17 protein-coding genes are annotated in these 18450 nt (G+C 67.5%); 12 read left to right on the top strand and 5 right to left on the bottom strand.

Annotated features, from left to right (window positions below; genetic code table 11):
- Position 1: 1 nt before the first annotated feature.
- A complete protein-coding gene (locus tag DFR29_RS05260; RefSeq protein ID WP_133817513.1) occupies positions 2-1354 on the top strand; it encodes an SLC13 family permease in 1353 nt (450 codons plus the stop codon).
- Positions 1355-1424: 70 nt separating this feature from the next.
- Entirely contained in the window at positions 1425-2144 is a 720-nt protein-coding gene (locus DFR29_RS05255) for a GntR family transcriptional regulator (protein WP_133817512.1), read from the top strand.
- A gap of 104 nt (positions 2145-2248) precedes the next feature.
- Here DFR29_RS05255 and DFR29_RS05250 read toward each other — a convergent pair whose 3' ends face one another.
- Positions 2249-4312: a serine/threonine-protein kinase gene (locus tag DFR29_RS05250; protein WP_133817511.1), complete on the bottom strand. Its 2064-nt coding sequence runs from the start codon at positions 4310-4312 to the stop codon at positions 2249-2251.
- Between the two features lie 302 nt (positions 4313-4614).
- Between DFR29_RS05250 and wsfD (DFR29_RS05245) the strand changes: the two genes are divergently transcribed.
- Positions 4615-6021 (top strand): glycan biosynthesis hexose transferase WsfD, encoded by a 1407-nt coding sequence (wsfD, locus tag DFR29_RS05245; protein WP_133817510.1) that lies wholly within the window; start codon positions 4615-4617, stop codon positions 6019-6021.
- Positions 6022-6135: 114 nt separating this feature from the next.
- Complete coding sequence (gene wsfD / locus DFR29_RS05240) at positions 6136-7638, top strand: glycan biosynthesis hexose transferase WsfD (protein ID WP_133817509.1); 1503 nt, start codon at positions 6136-6138, stop codon at positions 7636-7638.
- On the opposite strand, the gene DFR29_RS05235 is transcribed toward wsfD (DFR29_RS05240), so the two are convergent.
- The gene (locus DFR29_RS05235) at positions 7543-8520 is read right to left on the bottom strand and encodes a chorismate transformation FkbO/Hyg5 family protein (protein ID WP_133817508.1); all 978 of its coding nucleotides are present in this window, start codon (positions 8518-8520) and stop codon (positions 7543-7545) included. The two genes, wsfD (DFR29_RS05240) and DFR29_RS05235, sit on opposite strands and share 96 nt — an antisense overlap.
- Positions 8521-8688: 168 nt before the next feature.
- Here DFR29_RS05235 and DFR29_RS05230 point away from each other — a divergent pair, with 168 nt between their 5' ends.
- Positions 8689-8958, top strand: coding sequence for a phosphopantetheine-binding protein (locus tag DFR29_RS05230; protein WP_133817507.1), 270 nt, complete (start codon positions 8689-8691; stop codon positions 8956-8958).
- Positions 8959-9072: 114 nt separating this feature from the next.
- Here the strand turns inward: DFR29_RS05230 and DFR29_RS05225 are convergent, their stop codons facing one another.
- Complete coding sequence (locus tag DFR29_RS05225) at positions 9073-10404, bottom strand: NAD(P)/FAD-dependent oxidoreductase (RefSeq protein WP_133817506.1); 1332 nt, start codon at positions 10402-10404, stop codon at positions 9073-9075.
- 87 nt (positions 10405-10491) lie between these two features.
- Between DFR29_RS05225 and DFR29_RS05220 the strand changes: the two genes are divergently transcribed.
- From DFR29_RS05220 to fabG, 7 genes are all read left to right on the top strand, one after another.
- Positions 10492-11211, top strand: a complete 720-nt coding sequence (locus tag DFR29_RS05220) for a COG4648 family protein (RefSeq protein ID WP_133817505.1) — start codon at positions 10492-10494, stop codon at positions 11209-11211.
- A 106-nt stretch (positions 11212-11317) separates the two neighbouring features.
- Entirely contained in the window at positions 11318-11614 is a 297-nt protein-coding gene (locus DFR29_RS05215; RefSeq protein ID WP_133817504.1) for an ApeI family dehydratase, read from the top strand.
- Entirely contained in the window at positions 11611-12573 is a 963-nt protein-coding gene (locus tag DFR29_RS05210; protein WP_133817503.1) for a lysophospholipid acyltransferase family protein, read from the top strand. Before DFR29_RS05215 ends, DFR29_RS05210 begins: the two co-directional genes overlap by 4 nt.
- Complete coding sequence (locus DFR29_RS05205; RefSeq protein WP_133817502.1) at positions 12518-13174, top strand: LolA-related protein; 657 nt, start codon at positions 12518-12520, stop codon at positions 13172-13174. Before DFR29_RS05210 ends, DFR29_RS05205 begins: the two co-directional genes overlap by 56 nt.
- Positions 13175-13242: 68 nt before the next feature.
- Positions 13243-15504: an MMPL family transporter gene (locus tag DFR29_RS05200; RefSeq protein ID WP_208113518.1), complete on the top strand. Its 2262-nt coding sequence runs from the start codon at positions 13243-13245 to the stop codon at positions 15502-15504.
- Positions 15494-15925: a hotdog family protein gene (locus DFR29_RS05195; protein ID WP_133817500.1), complete on the top strand. Its 432-nt coding sequence runs from the start codon at positions 15494-15496 to the stop codon at positions 15923-15925. Before DFR29_RS05200 ends, DFR29_RS05195 begins: the two co-directional genes overlap by 11 nt.
- 136 nt (positions 15926-16061) lie before the next feature.
- On the top strand, positions 16062-16793 hold the full coding sequence (gene fabG, locus DFR29_RS05190; protein WP_133817499.1) for a 3-oxoacyl-ACP reductase FabG: 732 nt from the start codon (positions 16062-16064) through the stop codon (positions 16791-16793).
- A gap of 16 nt (positions 16794-16809) precedes the next feature.
- Here fabG and DFR29_RS05185 read toward each other — a convergent pair whose 3' ends face one another.
- Both DFR29_RS05185 and DFR29_RS05180 read right to left on the bottom strand, forming a co-directional pair.
- The gene (locus tag DFR29_RS05185; RefSeq protein ID WP_133817498.1) at positions 16810-17418 is read right to left on the bottom strand and encodes a hypothetical protein; all 609 of its coding nucleotides are present in this window, start codon (positions 17416-17418) and stop codon (positions 16810-16812) included.
- Positions 17415-18155: a hypothetical protein gene (locus DFR29_RS05180; RefSeq protein WP_133817497.1), complete on the bottom strand. Its 741-nt coding sequence runs from the start codon at positions 18153-18155 to the stop codon at positions 17415-17417. The genes DFR29_RS05185 and DFR29_RS05180 overlap by 4 nt, the downstream gene beginning before the upstream one ends.
- Between the last annotated feature and the right edge of the window lie 295 nt (positions 18156-18450).

Raw genomic sequence — 18450 nt, 5'->3', positions numbered from 1 at the left:
CATGAGCCCGCAAATCGCAACCATCATCGGTCTGGTCATCCTGTTCGTCGTTGCCACCGCCCTGCCCATCAACATGGGCGCGGTCGCCTTCGCGCTGGCCTTCATCATCGGCGGGGTCTGGGTCGGCATGGACGGCAAGCAGGTGCTCGCGGGCTTCCCCGGCGATCTGTTTCTGACCCTGGTCGGCATTACCTACCTGTTCGCGATCGCACAGAAGAACGGCACCATCGACCTGCTCGTGCATTGGGCGGTCAGGGCCGTACGCGGCCATATCGGCGCCATTCCCTGGGTGATGTTCATCGTCAGCGCCCTGCTTACCGCCTTCGGTGCGCTGGGTCCGGCCGCCGTGGCGATCATCGGTCCGGTGGCGCTGCGCTTCGCCCGGCAGTACCGCATCAATCCGCTGCTGATGGGCTTGCTGGTGATCCACGGCGCGCAAGCCGGCGGTTTCTCGCCCATCAGTGTCTACGGCGGCATCACCAACAACGTCGTCGAAAAAGCCGGCCTGCAGGTCAGCGAGACCGCCGTATTCCTCAGCAGCCTGGGCTTCAACCTGATGCTGGCGACACTCTGTTTCTTCGCTTTCGGCGGCCTGGCGCTGCTGCGGCGCGAGGCGCGTTCCGCGCCTGCCGCCGAGCGTGCCGTGGTCGGCGACCAGTCCTCGCACCAGGCCTTTGCCATCGAAGGTCATGGCGCGCTGCTGTCCGCTGGCGCCGGTACGCTGTCCACCGACCCGGTAGCGCTGGAACGCGTCGCTTTCACCCGCGACCGCCTGGTTACCCTGGCCGGCCTGCTCTGCCTGGGCGTAGCGGCGCTGTTCTACAACCTCAACGTCGGCCTGGTCTCGATCACTGTTGCGGTCGCGCTGGCACTGGTGGCACCGAACGCGCAGAAAGGCGCGGTCGACGGCATCAGTTGGTCGACCGTACTGCTGATCAGCGGCGTCGTTACCTATGTCGGCGTGCTGGAGAAAGCCGGTGCCGTCGACTATATCGGCCACGGCGTTTCCGGCATCGGCCTACCGCTGCTTGGCGCTCTCCTGGTGTGCTACGTCGGCGGCATCGTTTCTGCCTTCGCCTCGTCGGCCGCGGTGCTCGGCGCGACGATTCCGCTGGCCGTGCCGTTCCTGCTGCATGGCCACCTCAGCGAGGCCGGCATGATCTGCGCGCTGGCCGTGGCGTCGACCATCGTCGACGTCAGCCCGTTCTCGACCAATGGCGCCCTGGTCGTGGCCTCGGCGGCCGAGGACGAGCGCGAATCGCTGTTCCGCCGGTTCCTGATCTACAGCGGGCTGGTGGTCGCGCTGGGGCCGTTGCTGGCCTGGCTGGTGTTTGTCGTGCCGGGCTGGATGTGAGCGCTCCGGCCCCTGCGCAGCAGCGCAGTAGAATGACCATCGTCTTGAATATTGCGTCACGTGAGCGCCAATGAATCCGACAACAGTCCCGGGCCGTAGCAAGAAGCGGGTGCCGCTCTACGAAGAAGTCGCCGAGCGGCTGCGCCAGAAGATCTACGACTATGAGCTGCCGCCCGGCGAATGGATCGACGAGCCGGAGCTGGCGGCGCAACTGGGCATCAGCCGCACGCCCTTGCGCGAAAGCCTCAAGCTGCTGGCCGCGGAAGGGCTGGTGCAGCTCGACGCCGGCCGCGGCAGCCGGGTCACGCGGCTTTCGCTGGAAGACCTGAACCAGCTGTTCCCGGTGATGGCGATGCTGGAGGGCCGCTGCGCCTACGAATGCGTGCGCCGAATCGACGACGCCGGCGTGGCCCGCGCCGAGGCGCTGCACGATGCCATGGAGCGGGCCGCGGCGGCCGGCAATGTGGCCGAATACTATCAGTACAATTATCTAATTCATGAACTTGTACAGGAATACGCCGGCAACCCCTGGCTGATCCGCGTCACCCACGACCTGCACCGTATCCTGAAGATGCACCGCGGACGGCAGCTGCTCGCGCCGGGACGCATGGCGCAGTCGCTGGCCGAGCACCGGGATCTGATGGCCTGCCTGCGCACGCGCGACGCAGCCATAGCCGAGCGCACCATGAACCAGCATCTGCTGCGCCAGGGCGAGGCCCTGGCCGCCTACGTCGCCGCCGGCGGCATGCTCAACGTGCCGGCGCCGCTGCCCACCTCCGAGCAAGCCTGAGTCGGCGGCTGCGCCTCGCCAGGCCGACCGGCGGCGCATGACGGCGAGCGAAAAAAAACCGCCCTGACGAGCGGTTTTTTCCTGCAGCCGGTTTTGCGCCAATCTCAGCCGCGGCCACCGCGGCCGCGGAACTCGCCCAGGGCCTGGGCAATGTCGTCGGCCATGGGCTCGACCATTTCCCGTGCCTTCTCGGTCGCATTGAGCGAGGTGAAGCTGACCTGTTCGGTCCAGCCCGCACCGAGCGAGCGGCGGCCCTTGAGGGCGAAGGCACGCATGGATACCTGTGCCGTGTACAAGGTCGAGGCCTGGCCGTAATAGGTCAGCACCTGCGAACCCACCGGCCGCACGAACACGACGACTGCGGCATTCGCGCGACCGGCCAGGCGACCGATGTCGCCGTCGCTGTCGTCACGGGTACGGCCACCGTCGATCACGTTGAAGCCGGCGCGCTGCAAGGCCCGGGTGATTTCCTGGCGCGCTGGACCGGCGATCGCGGCATCGCCGCCGACCAGCACGGCCACGGTCGGCACGCGCGGCTCGCTGGGTTCTACCGGCGAATCCTGCGGCGGATTGGCCCGCGCAACACGCGGCCCCGGCGGTGCGCCTTCGCTGGCACGGGCGGCGGCGAGTTCGCGCAGCGCGTCGACGCGCGAGGCACGCGGTTCCGGCGCGCTGTTGTCGCCAGACGCCGGCTCGGCAGCCGCGACAAACTGGGGGTTCGCGTTCGCTGCAGGTTCGCTGGCCGCCGCATAGGTATTCGCTGCCGGCGCATTGGACCCGCTTGCCGCAACGGCTTCGCTACCCGTCGGCGCCGCTGCCTGGGTCAGGGGCGAGGCCGAGATGCCGCTGTCGCCGACCGTAGCGGGTGCCGATGCCGTCGGGTCCGGCGTCGGCGCCGCCTGCACTGCCGCGGTCTGCGCCGTCGTGGCAGCAGTCGCCGGTGGCGGTGTGGCCGTCGCGGGCTGAGTCGCCGGCGGCGAGGTCAGCGCTGCTGCCGCAACCGGCTGCGCTGTGGATTTGAGGAACGGAATCTGGTCGCGGAAGGCATACACGCTGCCGGCCACAGCAAGCAAAGCCGCGGCGGCGATCGCCCAGGGCAACGGCGACGCGCGGCGCGGGGCAGGGGCGGCCTGCTGCGGCACCCGGCTTGGACGCGTGGCCGGGCCGGCGCCCTGCTGCAGCGGCGGCGGTGTCGGCATCGATGCCGCCGCAGTGCCGGCGTTGAAGCCGGGGCGCGGCGTCGGCGCGGTCTGCGGCAACGGACGCTGCGCCGAGACCGGCGTCTTCATGCCGAATACCGTCGCTGCGGCGGTCGAGACCATCGGACGCAGGCTGACCGTCGGTGCGCCGCTCAGGGCCGGATGCCGGCTGAGGTCTTCGGCCAGTTCGTGGCAGTTGTTGTACCGCTCGTTCGGATCCTTCGCGATCATGCGCGACAGGATGCGCGACAGTTCCGCGTCGACATCGCCGTTGAGCTGGCGCACATCGGGAATTTCCGCGCGCACGACTTCCAGCATCAGGCCCAGCGGAGATTCGTCGGTGAACGGCATGCGTCCGGTGAGCATCTCGAACAGCACGATGCCGAGGGAGAAGATGTCGGAACGCGAATCCACCGGCTTGCCCAGGCAGACCTCGGGCGAGAGATAGCCCGGCGTGCCGACGAATTCGCCGGTGGACGTGAGCTTCTTGGAGAAATCCTGGGTGACCAGGGCGATACCGAAGTCGGCGATCTTGATCGCGCCACGGCTGTTCACCATCAGATTGCCGGGCTTGATGTCGCGGTGGACCACGCCCTTGTCGTGCGCCGTGGCCAGGCCGACCGCGGTCTGGTAGATCACGCGCGCCGCCTGTGCCGGACTGACCTTGTTTTCGCGCTTGAGCAGCGAACCCAGCGATTCGCCTTCGACGAATTCCATCACGAAGAAGGTCTGGCCTTCGTGCTCGCCGATGAAATAGATCTGGATGATGTGCGGGTCGTTGAGCGAGGCCATGCTGCGGGCTTCGCGCAGGAATCGCTCTTTCACGCTTTCGTCGTGGGCCAGCGATTCCGCCAGCACCTTGATCGCGACATAGCGGTTGAGCGAAGACTCGTAACCCTTGTAGACCACGCCCATTCCGCCGCGACCGAGTTCGGCAACGATGTCGTAGTGGCCCAGCTGCGTTTTCATGACGGCTCCGGTAGGCGATGACGCCTGTTGAATCTTGTTGACAAGCTTAGCACCGTATGATCTTGGTGCCGTGGCGGGATTGGCGCGTGTGGGGGTGTACGCCTCACGCAGGGATCGTGATCGGCTTCGCACTTGCCCGGCATTTTCCCGCCCTGCCCTGGCCAATACGCAAAACGGCGCGCGACCCACACAGCGAACACGGCCTGCAGCGGGCGACGGTTCGCCAGCGTTCACGTTGGCGGCGCGAATTCCGGGCCGTCACAGCGAGCCCGGCCGTGACAGCAGCCGGGTAGACTGCGGCCATGCTGCTTTCCCGTCTGTTGCCGCGTCCGCGCTGGCCTGCCCTGCTGGTGTCTGCCTTGCTGCTGCTCGCGGCCGCGCGCGGCATCGCCATGCTGCTGGCGACGCCGCTGGTCGCGCTGGCCAACAACTACGACCAGGTGCGCTATACCGCCTGCCTGGATCTGTTTGCCGACCGGCCCGGGCAGGCCGTGGACGCACCCAGTTTCCTTGCGCCCTTGCCGGTGTATGCGTTCCAGCCTACGCCGGGTGCCGGCTGCTACCTCACCTCGGACCTGCTGTTCCAGGGCAGCGCCGTCGCGCTGTATCGCGCGTCCGAAGCCGCCGGCGGCGCACCGCAGCATTCGGTGCGCACGCTCGGCGCCCTGCGTCTTGCTGCCTGGCTGCTGGCCGGACTGCTGCTGTGCCGCGCTTTCTGGCGCGAAGGCACGCCGGCCTTGGCCGTGGCGAACGCGGCCTGGCTGGCCCTGCTCGGCGTCGATCCGCTCAATTCGCTGTACCTGAATACCTTTTATGCGGAAGCCGGTGCGCTGTACTTCGCCTATCTCTGCGTAACGCTGGCCCTGCTGTGCGCGCTGCGCGCCACGCCGCTGCGCCTGTTGCTGCTGGGCCTAAGCGGCGTACTGCTGGGCAGCAGCAAGATCCAGCACCTGGCCCTGCCGCTGTTCATCGCCATCGCCCTCGGCCTGGGCAGCCTGCGCCAGCCGCAGCTGCGCCGTCCGGCGCTGGCCCTGTTTGGCGCCGGCCTCGTGTCACTGCTGCTGCAATGGGCAAACCTGCAGCGCGACGTGCCGATGTTCCGCCAGATCGCCCTGACCAATGCGGTCAATATCGTTTTAAGCGCTGCCCTGCCCGCCTCCGACGACGCCGCGCTCACCGCACAGCGGCTGGCCCTGGACCCGCTTTGCGCGGCCAGCAGTGGCAAATCGATCTACCAGCTGGCGCAGCCGCCGGAACAGGCTTGCCCGGGCATAGACCGCTTTACGCGCAGCCGCTTCGTACACCTGCTGGCCGAACCTGCCACGCTGCTGCGCATGCTGGCCAGTATTCCCGCACTGATGCTGCCGGCCATACCGGACTATCTGGGCAAGGTTGCCGGCGGCGACAACGCGCCGCTGCCGGCGCACTTCGTCAGTATCGACCGTGTACTCGCGCCGCTGCTGCTGTGGCCGGCACTGCTGGCACCGCTGCTGTCCTGGCTGGTGCTGCTATGGCGCACCACGCCTTCGCCTGTCGCGACGGCGTTTGCCGCGGCCAGCACGGCCATTGCGCTCAGCGTTCCCGTCGTCAGCCTGTTCGGCGACGGCAAGGTCGAGCTCGCCCGGCATGCCCATTTGGGAACAAATGCAGTATTGGCTTTTTTACCATTACTGCTGACAGCCTGGCTGGTGCGGCGGTTCAGTCACTAGCCAGCCGGCAACCGGCAGCCTGCGCGGCCGCAACCTGACTTTCATATTCGTTACGCACAATTGCCATAACGCCTGTGCCTGGGGCGCAATCTGGCCTGTGCCGAACCTTAGCCGATGAACTCGACACCCCGCTCCGTACTGGTCCTGATTCTGCTCGGCTTTGCGCTGGCGCTGCTGCGCGCGGTGCCGTTGCTGTCGCATGCGCCCCTGCTGGCCATTGCCAACAGTTTCGACCAGGCGCGCTATACCGGCTGCTTCGAGCTGTTCCCCGACCGTGCCGCGGCCATCCGCCCAGACGAGAACAGCCCGAACGCGCCGTTCGAGTTCTACCGCTACCAGACCAATCCGGTGCGCCTGTGCTACGGCTCCAGCGAGCTGATCCAGCAGGCAGGCGCCAACATCGTATACAAGCTAGAAGAATCCCAAGGTATCCAACGCCATTCGGTACGCTGGCTGGGCGCGCTGCGCCTGCTGCTGCTGACCGTGCTTGTGGCAGCCTTCTGCCGCGCCTGGCTGCGCCGCGGCGAATGGCCGGCGGCCCTGGCCAACGCCGCCGTGTTCGGCCTGGTCCTGAGCGACCCGGGCAATACGATGTACTTCAACACCTTCTACGCGGAAGGCACGGCACTGGTGGCGGCCTATGCGCTGATCAACCTGGTGCTGCTGGCCTGGGGCCGCGCCCGCAGTGCTGGCGGCATGGCCTTGCTCGCCCTGGGCGCCTTCCTGCTCGCCACCAGCAAGATCCAGCACCTGGCACTGCCGCTGGCATTGGCCGTGGTCGTGCTGGCCTGGGGCCGCTGGCATGCCGGGCGCTGGCCCTGGCAAGGTTTTGCCCTGCTCTCCGGCGCCGTGCTCGGCTGTGTACTGCAGTTCGCCCAGCTCGGCCGCAACGACCCGATGATGGCCTCGATCCGTTCCTTCAACCGCGCCAACATCGTCTTTACCGGCATGCTGCCGGCGGCGAGCGACGCCATCGCGACCACGCGCCGCCTTGGCCTGCCGGATGCCTGCGCCGCGCACAGTGGCAAGTCGGCCTGGCAATTGCCTGGCCTGGCCGAAGAGGTCTGCCCCGGCATGGAAAAACTCGGCCGGGTGGATTTCCTGCGTGAATTCGCCCGCGACCCGCTGGCGCTGCTGCGCTATCTACGCAACGGCATCGCCGTGCTGAATCCGTTCGTGCCGCGCAACCTGGGCCATGTGGAAGGCCAGATCCTCGGCAAGCTGCCTGCCGGTTTCGTCAGCGCGAACGGCCTGCTCGACCGCAATGACTGGCTGCGCAACCTGCTGTTTGCCTTGCCGCTGCTCAGCGCGCTGGCACTCCTGCGCCGCGGCAATCGCGCCAGCCTGCTGGCCGCACTGCTGGCGACGCTGATGCTGGCCACCTTCGGCATCACCTTGATGGGCGACGGCCTGGCCGACGTCGCCAAGCAAGGTCATCTCGTGTTCAACGCCGCGCTGTGCTGGCCGCTGGTCGCGCTGATTGCGGCCCTTGGCTACCGCCGGCGCACCGCGGCAGCGGCGCTAGTCCGCGGCAGTGTGGATACCGTCGATCTCGACCAGCAGCTCCACCCGGCAAATGTCGCCCAGCAGCACCAGCCGCTTCGCCGCGTCGGGTAGGCGCCGGGCCAGGGCGGCGGCAATCGGCGGCATGTCGGCGGCGTGACGCACATAGGCCTTGAGCACGCTGCTGGCGCCGAAGGCGGGCATATCGGCACTGGCCAGCAGGCTGGACAGGTTGGCAAAGGTCTCGTCCAGCTGCGCATCAATGTCTCCGTCGTGGCGCGACTGGTGTCCGACCACGGCAGCCGTGCCTGAGATATGCAGCTGGGCCTGGGCACAGGGGCCGCGCATGGCGCGGGCGAAGGTCGGCGCGGTCGGGCCATATTCGCGCGGATAGCGCCAGGCGCTGACCTGGCGCGGGTTTTCCACCGCCAGGCCGGGCTCGCGCGCGGCCAGCCAATACACTTGCACGCCGTATTCGCCGTCGCTGCGGCCGATTGCGCTGGCCGCAGGAAAACCCTGGCCGTGCACGCTGCGCATGCCGGCGGAACGGCCGGTACAGAAATGCTTGTAGCGCTCGGCGTCGCCGCTGCCTTCGTTGATCGCTGCCAGATAGTTCCAGATACGCAGCAGCTGCGGCCAGTTGTGGCTCAGGGCGAAAGCGGACAGTGCCGCATAAGCCGCTTCGGTCGCTGCGGCCAGGTCGGCATAGTCGGACTCGGCCACTTCGATCGCGCCGAAGCAGTAGTCCGGCGAAGCAGCCCAGCGCACCAGGCCGTCGCGGCCGTGCCGAATGTCGCCCTGGGCGCGCCAGACTTCCAGCGGCGCCTGTCCGCCCAGCGGTTCAAGGCCGATGCGCAGATAGCGCGGATCGTCGCTGCGCGGCGCCTGGCTGCCGAAACCGAGCACGGCCAGCACGTCCCCCTGGGCAAGAAGGCTGCCGAGGTCGGCCTGGACATAGTCGACGTCCAGCGCCGGCAGTACGGTAGCGCGGTTCATGCGGGCTCAACCCCGCAGCGGCGCGCCGATGGGCGCGGCATCGATGACAATGGCATAGCTGAAACGGGGTCCCTGAGCCTGCCGGAACGGCCAGGCAAACCCGTATGATACACTCGCGCGCCGCGGCGGCTGCCCTTGTGCCGCTGCTCTGATCCCAGTGGAAATCCGATGGCGCAACTCTCTCCCGCCGAGCGCGAGCTCGCCGAGCTCCTGGTCGACAGCCTGAATCTGGAAGGTGTCGGCCCCGACCAGATCGAGCCCGAAGCTCCCCTTTTCGGCGGAGATCTAGGCCTGGACTCGATCGATGCCCTGGAAATCGCCCTGGCGGTGTCCAAGCGCTACGGCTTCCAGCTGCGTTCGGACAACGACGAAAACAAGCGCATCTTCAGTTCCCTGCGCGCCCTGTCGGCGCATATCGAACAAAACCGCGTCAATTGACCGCAGGCCCCTGCGGGCCTTGCCGGCGCAGACGCACACTTCAATCGATGAGCGGCACCCGTCCGGCATGGACCAGGCCGTCCATGCCGAAGGCCATGCCTGTCGCCAGCCGCGTCAGAGCGGATCGACCGGGGTATTGCCGCCGGTGAACTGGGTGGCCGATTGTTTGCGGCGCTCGCGCAGATCGGCCCACCAGCGGCGCAACTGGGCCAGGCCAGTGGCGGCGTAGATCGCCTTGAACAGGTGCAGGCGGCGCATCACCGGACCGCTGTCGAACACATCGCCGGCCAGCATCGAAATCACCCCCTGCTCCACTTTCAGCACATTGCGCGGCGAGGCGAACAGGCTGCGCATGACCGGCGAGTTGAAGCGGTAGATGAACCAGGAGAACACACGCACGCCGCGGCGTATGCGTTTCTCGAAATCCTGCTGCAGCGCGAACTCCTGCTGCGGGTTTTTCAGGATCGCATCGACCAGCGCCGCCGCGTGCTTGCCGCTGTGCATGGCCAGGTAGACGCCGGAGGAGAACACCGGATCGACGAAGGCGAACGCATCGCCGACCATGATGTAGCCCGGCCCGCTCATGCGGCTGCAGGTATAGGAATAATTGCCGGTGACGCGCACCTCGCCGACGATTTCCGCCTCGGCCATGCGCTCTACCGCGCCGGGCATCAGCTTGAGCGTCTCCAGCAGAAATTCGCCGGTACGGCCCTTGCGCTGCTTGAGGTATTCCGGAAAGCAGACACAGCCGATGCTCATCAGGCCGTCGCTGAGCGGGATGAACCAGCTCCAGCCGTAGTCGAAGCGGTAGATGCTGATATTGCCGGCTTCCTCGCCCGGACGCCGGGTCACATTCTTGAAATGTGCAAAAATGGCGGCGCTCTGGTGCTGCTGGTTCTTCACCTTGAGCTTGAGCGCGTTGCCCAGCAGCGTGTCGCGGCCGCTCGCATCGACCAGGTAGCGTGCCCTGATCGCCAGCTTTTCGCCGTTTTCCGCCGTGGCGAAGGCATGGCAGCTGCGGTCCGGCTGTATCTCCACCTTGTCCACTTTGACGCCTTCGCGCGCATCCACGCCGTTGCGCTGGGCGTTGCGGAACAGGATCTGGTCGTAATCCTCGCGCTTGACCTGGAACGCGAACGGCGGCGTTTTGCCCAGGCTGCGGGCGAAATGGTAGGTGCGGTAGTTGTCGCCGTCCTCGGGGAAGTCGGCGCCGAGCTTGAGCATGCCGATGCCACGCACCTCGTCCATCACGCCCAGCTCGTCCAGGATGGGCATATTCGCCGGCAGCAGCGATTCGCCGATATGGAAGCGCGGGTGGTGGTCCTTTTCCAGCTGCAGCACCTTGAGGCCGCGCCGCTGCATCAGCGTCGCCACCGTCGATCCGGCCGGGCCGCCGCCGACCACCAGGACATCGCACGTGATCGTGCCGTCTGCGTTGTTGTCCATGCTGCACCGCCCCCAAGCTGAATTCAGCCCCGTATCATAGCCGTCTTGCACGCCGCTCCGACCCGTCCGTTTTATACGTATTCGCGCATGAATTCCGCTCATCCCTCCCTGCTCGCGCGGCCGCAGCGCCTGGCCCTGCTGCTGCTGCTCGCCTATCCGCTGCTGCTGCTGGCAGCGCTGTGGACACAGCGCAGCTGGCTGTCCGCCGTGGCGGCGCTGGACCTGATCAGCCTGTTGCTGCTGGGCGGTCTGCTGCGCGGCAATGTGCTGGCCTGGAGCGGCTGGCTGGCAGCCGTGATCGGCACGAGCCTGCTGCTGCGCCAGGGCCACGCCGCCATCGTGCTGCTGCTGGTGCCGGTCTGCATCAATGCCGGCATGGCCGGCTTCTTCGGCCGCACGCTGGCCGCCGGACAGCGTCCGCTGGTGGCACGGGCAATCCTCGCCTTCGAAGGCCCGCAGCGGCTGCAGCAGCCCGGCGTGGCGCGCTATGCGCGCAGCCTCACCTGGGCCTGGACCCTGCTGCTGGCCACGCAAAGCCTGCTGATGCTGTATTGCGCCAGCAGCGCGCAGCCGAACGGCATTCTCGACCGGCTCGGCCTGGCCAATCACTGGCCACTGCCGGAAAGCGCGGCAAACTGGTATCTGCACCTCGGCGGCTTCGTCGTCATCGGCGTGTTCTCCGTGGCCGAATTCGCCTGGCGCAACTGGCACCTGCGTCATCTGCCCCACGACGGCCCGCGCGAATACTTCGCCAAGATGATGCAGAACTGGCGCCGGATACTGCACGACGGCGCCGGCAACGAGTGAGCCGGCAGCAGCAGCAACGCCTTGCGCCGCGGCACAGCTTGATGCAGACAGGCAAACCCGCGATCCTTGCGCGCCGCAAGCACGAACTTTGCATCGCCGCACTGCCATGGCGCCCGCTACGATTCCGCACACTTTCCGCATCCGCGCCGACCACCCCTGCCTGGACGGTCATTTCCCGGGCAATCCTGTCGTTCCCGGCGTCGTCGTGCTCGACCAGGTCGCCCAGTTCCTGCAGCAACACTACGGTCTGCGCCTGACCGGCCTGGCCCAGGTCAAGTTCGCCAGCCCGTTGCTGCCGGAACAGGACGCCACGCTGGAACTGGATTTCGCGCCGACCCGCCTGCGTTTTCGCGTACTGCACGACAGCGCCGTCATCGCCAGCGGCGAGGCCGCTACCGCATGAGCAATCCGCACTGGACCGATCGCCCCGAAGGCGGCGGCCATTTCGCCATCTGGCTGATCCGCAATATCGCCCTGTACGGTGGCCGGCCGTTTGCACGGCTGTTCCTCTACCCGATCACGCTGTATTTCTATTTCCGCCGCGCGCCCGAGCGCCAGGCGTCGCGCGCCTTCCTCGCCCGCACCCTGGGCCGCCCGCCCCGCATGGGCGAGGTGATGCGGCATATCCACCGCTTTGCCGGCGTGATCCTCGACCGCGTGTTCCTGCTCGCCCGCGACGACGTGCGCCAGTTCCAGCTGAGCATCCACGGCCTGGACATGCTGTTCGATACCTACCGTCAGGGCCGCGGCATGCTGCTGCTGGGCTCGCACCTGGGCAGCTTCGAGATCCTGCGTGTGCTGGCGCGGGAAAAACCCGAGGTGAAGCTCAAGGTCGTACTGGACAAGTCGCAGACGCCGGCTATCACCGAGCTGCTGCACGCCCTCAATCCAGCCATCGGCGACAGCGTGATCGACGCCTCCGGCGGCGGCACGGCCATCGTGCTGGGCATCAAGGACGCGGTCGAGCAGGGCGCTGTGGTCGCCCTGCTCGGCGATCGCGCGCGACAGCAGGAACCGACCCGGCGCGTGCCATTCCTGAACGAGTCGGCGCCGTTTCCGGTCGCGCCCTATCTGATCGCCTCGGTACTGGATACACCGGTACTGCTCTGCTTCGGCCTGTATCGCGGCGGCAACCGCTACGAACTGCATTTCGAGCATTTCGCCGAACGCATCGAAATTCCGCGCAGCCAGCGCACGGCGCGCCTGGATGAGTGGGTGGCGCGCTACGCGGCGCGAGTAGAGCATCATGCGCGACTGGATCCCTACAACTGGTTCAATTTCTATGATTTCTGGCAAAGCGATCGCATTGAGCCTGCTGTCATCGATCCTGCTGTTGCCGACGGCGAGCCACGCCGCGCCTGAGGCCAGCGCCTGCAGCGGCAAGGACTGTCCGACGGCAGACGTCGTGCAACTGGTGGAAAAGCTCAAGCGCCCGCTGCCGGCGACCACCGAATACACCGAAGTGCGCTATGTGCAGATGCTGGGCGAACCACTGAAGCTGCGCGGCGACCTGGAATACAAAGGCGCCTCCGAACTGGGCAAGCGCGTGGTCTGGCCGTACGAGGAAACCACCACCATCGCCAACGGCCAGGTGCAGATCCAGCGCCCGGGCAAGCCGGCAAAGAAATTCAGCCTCAAGCGCGCGCCGGCCCTGGCCGGCTTTCTGGAAAGTTTCACCGCCACCCTGAGCGGCGACGCCCAGCGCCTGGCGAAAAGTTATACCTTGCACAGCGAGACCAGCGGCAGGCACTGGCAGCTGCAGCTGGTGCCGCGCGATCCCGCCCTGGCCCGGCACATCGCCCGCGTGCTGATCAGCGGACGCGATACCACGCCGCTGTGCTTTGAGGTCGAGGAAACCGGCGGCGACGCCAGCGTGCTGCTCGTAGCCGACCTGGCCGGTGCGCCGCTGGGCGGCGCCCCGCAGCGGGAAGAACTGCAGCAACTCTGCGCGCACGCACCGTGAGCCTGCGCGCACGGCTGGGACTGCTCGTCGTCTGGCTGGCTGTGCTGGCCGGATTGCTCTGGTATGTGATGACCGCACTCAAGGTCAGCACCGACCTGCGCAGCTTCATGCCGCCGGCGCGCACGCCGGAACAGCGCCTGCTGCTGGACGAAATCGGCGAAGGGCCGGGCTCGCGCCTGCTGCTGCTGGCGATCGACGGCGACGAAGCGGACACGCTGGCCGAACTGAGCAAGCAGCTCGCTGCCCGCGTGCGCGAGGACCGCCGCTTCGTACGCGTGCTCAATGGCGAAAACGACATGGCGGCGCTGGCGCAGGACCTGCTGCCGTATCGCTACCTGCTGGCGCCGACCCTGGACAGCCAGGCACTGGACACCGGCTACCTGCGCGACGAATTGCAGCAGCGCATGCAGGACCTGGGCTCGCCCGCGGCGGCCTGGCTCAAGCCGCTGCTGGGGCGCGATCCCACCTTGCAGATGCTCGCCCTGGCCGAAGCCTGGGCGCCGCCGAACGAACCGGAACGCTATGCGGAAGTCTGGTTCAGCCGCGATACGTCCAAGGCGCTGCTGCTGGTCGAGACCGTCGCCGGCGGCTTCGACCCTGCTGCGCAAGGCGAGGCGCTGCAGGCCCTCGATACCTATTTCCACGATGTTGCAAAAGACACAAAAGCGCAATTGACCGTGAGCGGCCCGGGCGCCTTCACCGTGCGCATCAATGCCACAACCAGCGCCGAAGCCAACCGCATCGGACTGGTCGATTCGATCGGCTTCGTCACCTTGCTGCTGATCGCCTATCGCCGCTTCGGCACCGTGCTGGCCGGCGCGCTGCCCCTGCTCAGCGGCGGCCTCGCCGGCATGGCCGCGCTGGCCGTGGTCTTCGGCGGCGCACACGGCATCACGCTCGCGTTCGGCTTCACCCTGATCGGCGTGGCGCAGGACTATCCCATTCACCTGTTCAGCCATTTGAGCCGCCAGCGCACGCCGGTCGAAGTGGCCCGGCTGCTCTGGCCTACCCTGGCGACCGGCGTGGCGTCGACCTGCATCGCCTATCTGGCCTTCTTCGCCTCCGGCGTCGATGGGCTGGAACAGCTGGCCGTGTTCACCATCGTCGGCCTGGCCACGGCGGCGTTGACCACACGTTTCGGCCTGGTCCACCTGCTGGGCGCCGAACCACACGATGCAGCCGATTCGGCCTGGATCGCCGCGCTCTGGCGCCGCCTCGCCGCACTGCCGCGGCCGCGCTGGCTGGCGCCGCTGCTGTCGGCCGCGGCTCTCGCCGCCATCGTGTTCGCGCCGGGCGCGTTCTGGGAAAACAACCTCGCCGCGCTGACACCGGCGCCGCCGGACCTGGTCGCCCGCGATACGGCCCTGCGCCAGGAACTGGGCGCACCCGACGTGCGCCATCTGCTGGTGATCGAGGGCGCCGACGCCGATGCGGTGCTCGCGGCCAGCGAGAAACTCGACCCGCTGCTGGCGAAACTGCAGGCCGACGGCGCCATCGCCGGCTACGAACTGCCTTCGCGCTACCTGCCCAGCGCGGCGACCCAGCGCGCGCGCCAGCAGAAACTGCCCACGGCGGACACGCTGGCCGCAGCCTTGTCCGCTGCGCAGCAGGGACTGCCGTTCAAGCCCGGCGCCTTCGCCGATTTCCTCACCGATGTGGAAGCCGCGCGCCAGCTGCCCTTGCTGGATGCGGCCACCTTCGGCGCCGGACCGCTGGGCCTGCGCCTGAAAGCACAATTGCAGCCGCGCGACGGCCACTGGATAGGCCTGGTCAGCCTGGTCGGCGTGAGCGATCCCGCCGCCCTCGTCGCATTGGCGGCCAGGCCGGATGTGCCGGCGCATCTGCTCGATCTGAAGCACGCCTCGGAATCCCTGGTCGCGGCCTATCGCACGCGCGTGCTGTATTCGCTGGCCGCAGCCGCGTTGTTGCTCGCCGCCGTGGTCAGCTTCGCGCTGCGCCGGCGCAGCCGCGTGCTGCGCGTCCTGCTGCCGATGGCGGTGACCACGCTGCTGATCCTCGCCGCGCTGCGCCTGGGCGGCGTATCGCTATCGCTGTTCCACCTGATCGCGCTGGTGCTGGCGGCCGGACTGGGCCTCGACTACGCGCTGTTCTTCGAACACGTCGAAGACGACGAGCACGAACAGCGCCGCACCTTGCACGCCATCCTGGTCTGCAGCGCCAGCACCTTCCTGGTCTTCCTGCTGCTGGCGCTGTCCTCGCTGCCGGTACTGCGCGCCATCGGCGTTACCGTCAGCCTGGGTGTCGCGTTCAATTTCGTGCTGGCGCTGCTGCTGGCGCGGCCTCGCCGGGAAATCTCCCATGCTGGATAAATCCCAATGGGAACACCTGATTCCACACCGCGGCAGCATGTGCCTGCTCGACAATGTGGTCGCCTGGGACGAACAGCGCATCCACGCACGCAGCGCCGGCCAGGCGCGGCACACCAACCCGCTGCGCCTGGACGGCCGCCTGCGCGCGCTGCATGGCTGCGAATACGGCGCCCAGGCCATGGCGGTGCACGGCGGCCTGCTGGCCCAGGCTGCTGGCGGCACGGCCGCGCCGGGTTTCCTGGTTTCGCTGCGCGCGGTGGAACTGCTGCGCGACTACCTCGACGACCTGCCCGGCAGCATCGATGTATACGCCGAAAAGCTGCTCGCCAGCGCACAGAGCTGGCAGTACGCGTTCCGCGTCGAACATGCGGGCGAGCTGATTGTGCAGGGCCGCGCCGCCGTGATGGCGCAGCCGGGCTGATCACCCTGGACGCACCCTGCTGCCCGCGCGACGGGGCCGACGCCCGGCGCCGCCACGGCGAGAGCATCCGCCGTTTCCTTTTCCCCCTGCACTGCGCGCTATCCCGCGGCGCAGCGCACTTCGAGCGAGCAAAGCGATGAATGCATCAAAGCCCCGCGCCCTGGTCACCGGCGGCAGTGGCGACATCGGCGGCGCCATCTGCCGCCAGCTGGCACAGCAAGGCGCCCACGTCGTGGTGCATGCGCACAGCGGCCTGGCCCGCGCCGAGGCCGTCGCCGCCGCGATCCGCACCGACGGCGGTTCGGCCGAGGCGGTCGCGTTCGACCTGTGCAATGCGGCAGCCACGCGCAATGCCGTGGAGAAGCTGCTGGCCGATGGAACTATTTCCACATTGGTTCACAATGCAGGAATTCACGATGACGCACCGATGGCCGGCATGAGCGAAGTGCAATGGCGCCGCGTCATCGACGTGTCCCTGCATGGCTTCTTCCACGTGACCCAGCCGCTGCTGCTGGCCATGGCGCGCCAGCGCCGCGGCCGCATCGTGGCCATTTCCTCGGTCGCCGCGGTATTGGGCAACCGCGGCCAGACCAACTACGCCGCCGCCAAGGCCGGCCTGCACGGTGCGGTCAAGTCGCTGGCGCGGGAAATGGCCAGCCGCAACATCACGGCCAATGTGGTGGCACCGGGCGTGGTCGCCGGGCGCGTGAGCGAGGAAACCTTCACCGCCGAGCAGATTCGCCAGATCGTGCCCATGGGACGCGCCGGCAGGCCCGAGGAAGTGGCCGCCCTGGTCGCCTTCCTCGCCAGCGACGCGGCCAGCTATGTATCGGGCCAGGTGATCGGTGTCGACGGCGGCATGAGCTGAAACCGCCGCCGGCGTATCACGGCAGCACGCGCTGCTCTGCCGCCTGCATCTGCACGCGCACCAGGCCCGCATCGCGGTAGGGCAGTTCGCGCCGGCTTTCGTAGCCATTGCTGTAGTGAGCGATGACCAGCGGCGTGATGATCGGCGTGGCGTAGCGGTTGCCGCTGACCAATTTGCCGCTGCCGCCGGCATTGGCCGGATCGTTGCCGATCAGCAGGTAACCATCGCGCGCCGCGTCGTCATTGAGAAACAGCGTATGCGCGAAATCGGCCCCGCGCTGGCGGAATGCATCGAAGCCATGACGGGCGATTTCCTCGCCGTTGCGATCGAACACCCGCACCTCCGGCGCCAGCACGCCTTCGCGCCGCGCGACTGCTTCGATGGTCAGCGCCACCGGCGGCAGGAATTCGCCGAGGCTGACGCGCAGCAGGCGGCGCGTAGCGCCGTCCTGGCGCAGGCAGCCCGCCAGCTTGGCGAAATCGAACTCGCGCCGCAGCGACCTGGCCGAACCGGCACGTGGCCCTTCCCAGCTGGCCAGTTCGCCGGCGCTGTCGACACAGACGGGTTCCGCGGCCTGTACGCTGGCGCCGAACAGCAATAGCAGCCCGGCCGCGCGGCGCTTCACAGCTGCCTGGCCAGTTCGGTCGCCACGGCGCGGAAAGCGATGTCCAGGCCCTCGACGACGACGGGGCCGGCCGCTTTCAGATCGTCGAAATCCGGATAGCGGAAGCGCTCGTCGGGATTGAGGGTGACCGCGTTCTGCACCAGCGGAAAAACCGAGTTGTAGACGATCTGGTCCTCGAACAGCACGCGCTTGCCGTCGGCACTGACCAGCCGCGCCGTCAGCACCACGCTGGGACGGTACGGCGCACTGTCGCTGCTGCCGGCCGCGGCGTAGCCGATGAAACCGAAATTGATGTCCAGCTGTGCATCGGCCGATGCCGCCGCCGTCACGTACTGCTTGCGCGTACCCCAGGCCTCGCGCCTGGTCTTGGCGCTCTCGGCTTCAGCCATGGGCTCGGAGAACTGCAAGGTGTAGCCGCGCTCGGCCATGGCCTGTTCCAGCGCGCTGCGGAATACCGCCAGGTGGTCGAACTCGCGCTGCCTGACCTGGCTGCGCAGCCACTCGGCCTTGGGCTTGCGATTGCCCTCGGCGATGGCCAGGCCGATCAGGCCGAAGTTGTAGCCGGGGTTGTTGACGATGAACAGGTCGATCTGCGAATGCCGCAGCGGCAAAACCTGCAGGGTTTTGGGATTGCCGCTGACCTCGGCGTTGAACGCCTGGCGCTTGGGCGCGCTGACGCAAGCCGTCATCAACAGACAGGTGGCGGCTGCAGCCAGCAGTCGGACAATTCGTTTCATGAAACAGAACTCCTGCAAGGTCGGATCGATTCGCCGGCAGCGCTGCCGGCGTGAACCGGTAGACGTCCCGGTGGCCGCATGCGCAGAGCGCAGGAATGTTCGTGCAGTCCCTGTTCCCCCACAGCGTTCCCGATGACGCACAGCGATACCAACTCCCCCAGTACCGCTACGCAGGTTTGCGTCGCTGTCCATTGCGGCAAAACCCGATCGCAACGATCCGGACTTTTGTTCAATCGCAGAACGGCGGCGCAGTTGATCAAACACGCAGCGGCAGACCAGACTGAAACAAGAACCC

This window comes from Tahibacter aquaticus (assembly GCF_004363655.1).
Taxonomy (GTDB): Bacteria; Pseudomonadota; Gammaproteobacteria; order Xanthomonadales; family Rhodanobacteraceae; genus Tahibacter; species Tahibacter aquaticus.
This window is presented reverse-complemented; position numbering and strand designations above follow the sequence as displayed.

Bases quoted from the DNA above. Each gene is read 5' to 3' on its own strand.
- DFR29_RS05260 (WP_133817513.1), top strand. From the start codon at position 2: ATGAGCCCGCAAATCGCAACCATCATCGGTCTGGTCATCCTGTTCGTC.
- DFR29_RS05255 (WP_133817512.1), top strand. From the start codon at position 1,425: ATGAATCCGACAACAGTCCCGGGCCGTAGCAAGAAGCGGGTGCCGCTC.
- DFR29_RS05250 (WP_133817511.1), bottom strand. From the start codon at position 4,312: ATGAAAACGCAGCTGGGCCACTACGACATCGTTGCCGAACTCGGTCGC.
- wsfD (WP_133817510.1), top strand. From the start codon at position 4,615: ATGCTGCTTTCCCGTCTGTTGCCGCGTCCGCGCTGGCCTGCCCTGCTG.
- wsfD (WP_133817509.1), top strand. From the start codon at position 6,136: ATGAACTCGACACCCCGCTCCGTACTGGTCCTGATTCTGCTCGGCTTT.
- DFR29_RS05235 (WP_133817508.1), bottom strand. From the start codon at position 8,520: ATGAACCGCGCTACCGTACTGCCGGCGCTGGACGTCGACTATGTCCAG.
- DFR29_RS05230 (WP_133817507.1), top strand. From the start codon at position 8,689: ATGGCGCAACTCTCTCCCGCCGAGCGCGAGCTCGCCGAGCTCCTGGTC.
- DFR29_RS05225 (WP_133817506.1), bottom strand. From the start codon at position 10,404: ATGGACAACAACGCAGACGGCACGATCACGTGCGATGTCCTGGTGGTC.
- DFR29_RS05220 (WP_133817505.1), top strand. From the start codon at position 10,492: ATGAATTCCGCTCATCCCTCCCTGCTCGCGCGGCCGCAGCGCCTGGCC.
- DFR29_RS05215 (WP_133817504.1), top strand. From the start codon at position 11,318: ATGGCGCCCGCTACGATTCCGCACACTTTCCGCATCCGCGCCGACCAC.
- DFR29_RS05210 (WP_133817503.1), top strand. From the start codon at position 11,611: ATGAGCAATCCGCACTGGACCGATCGCCCCGAAGGCGGCGGCCATTTC.
- DFR29_RS05200 (WP_208113518.1), top strand. From the start codon at position 13,243: ATGACCGCACTCAAGGTCAGCACCGACCTGCGCAGCTTCATGCCGCCG.
- DFR29_RS05195 (WP_133817500.1), top strand. From the start codon at position 15,494: ATGCTGGATAAATCCCAATGGGAACACCTGATTCCACACCGCGGCAGC.
- fabG (WP_133817499.1), top strand. From the start codon at position 16,062: ATGAATGCATCAAAGCCCCGCGCCCTGGTCACCGGCGGCAGTGGCGAC.
- DFR29_RS05180 (WP_133817497.1), bottom strand. From the start codon at position 18,155: ATGAAACGAATTGTCCGACTGCTGGCTGCAGCCGCCACCTGTCTGTTG.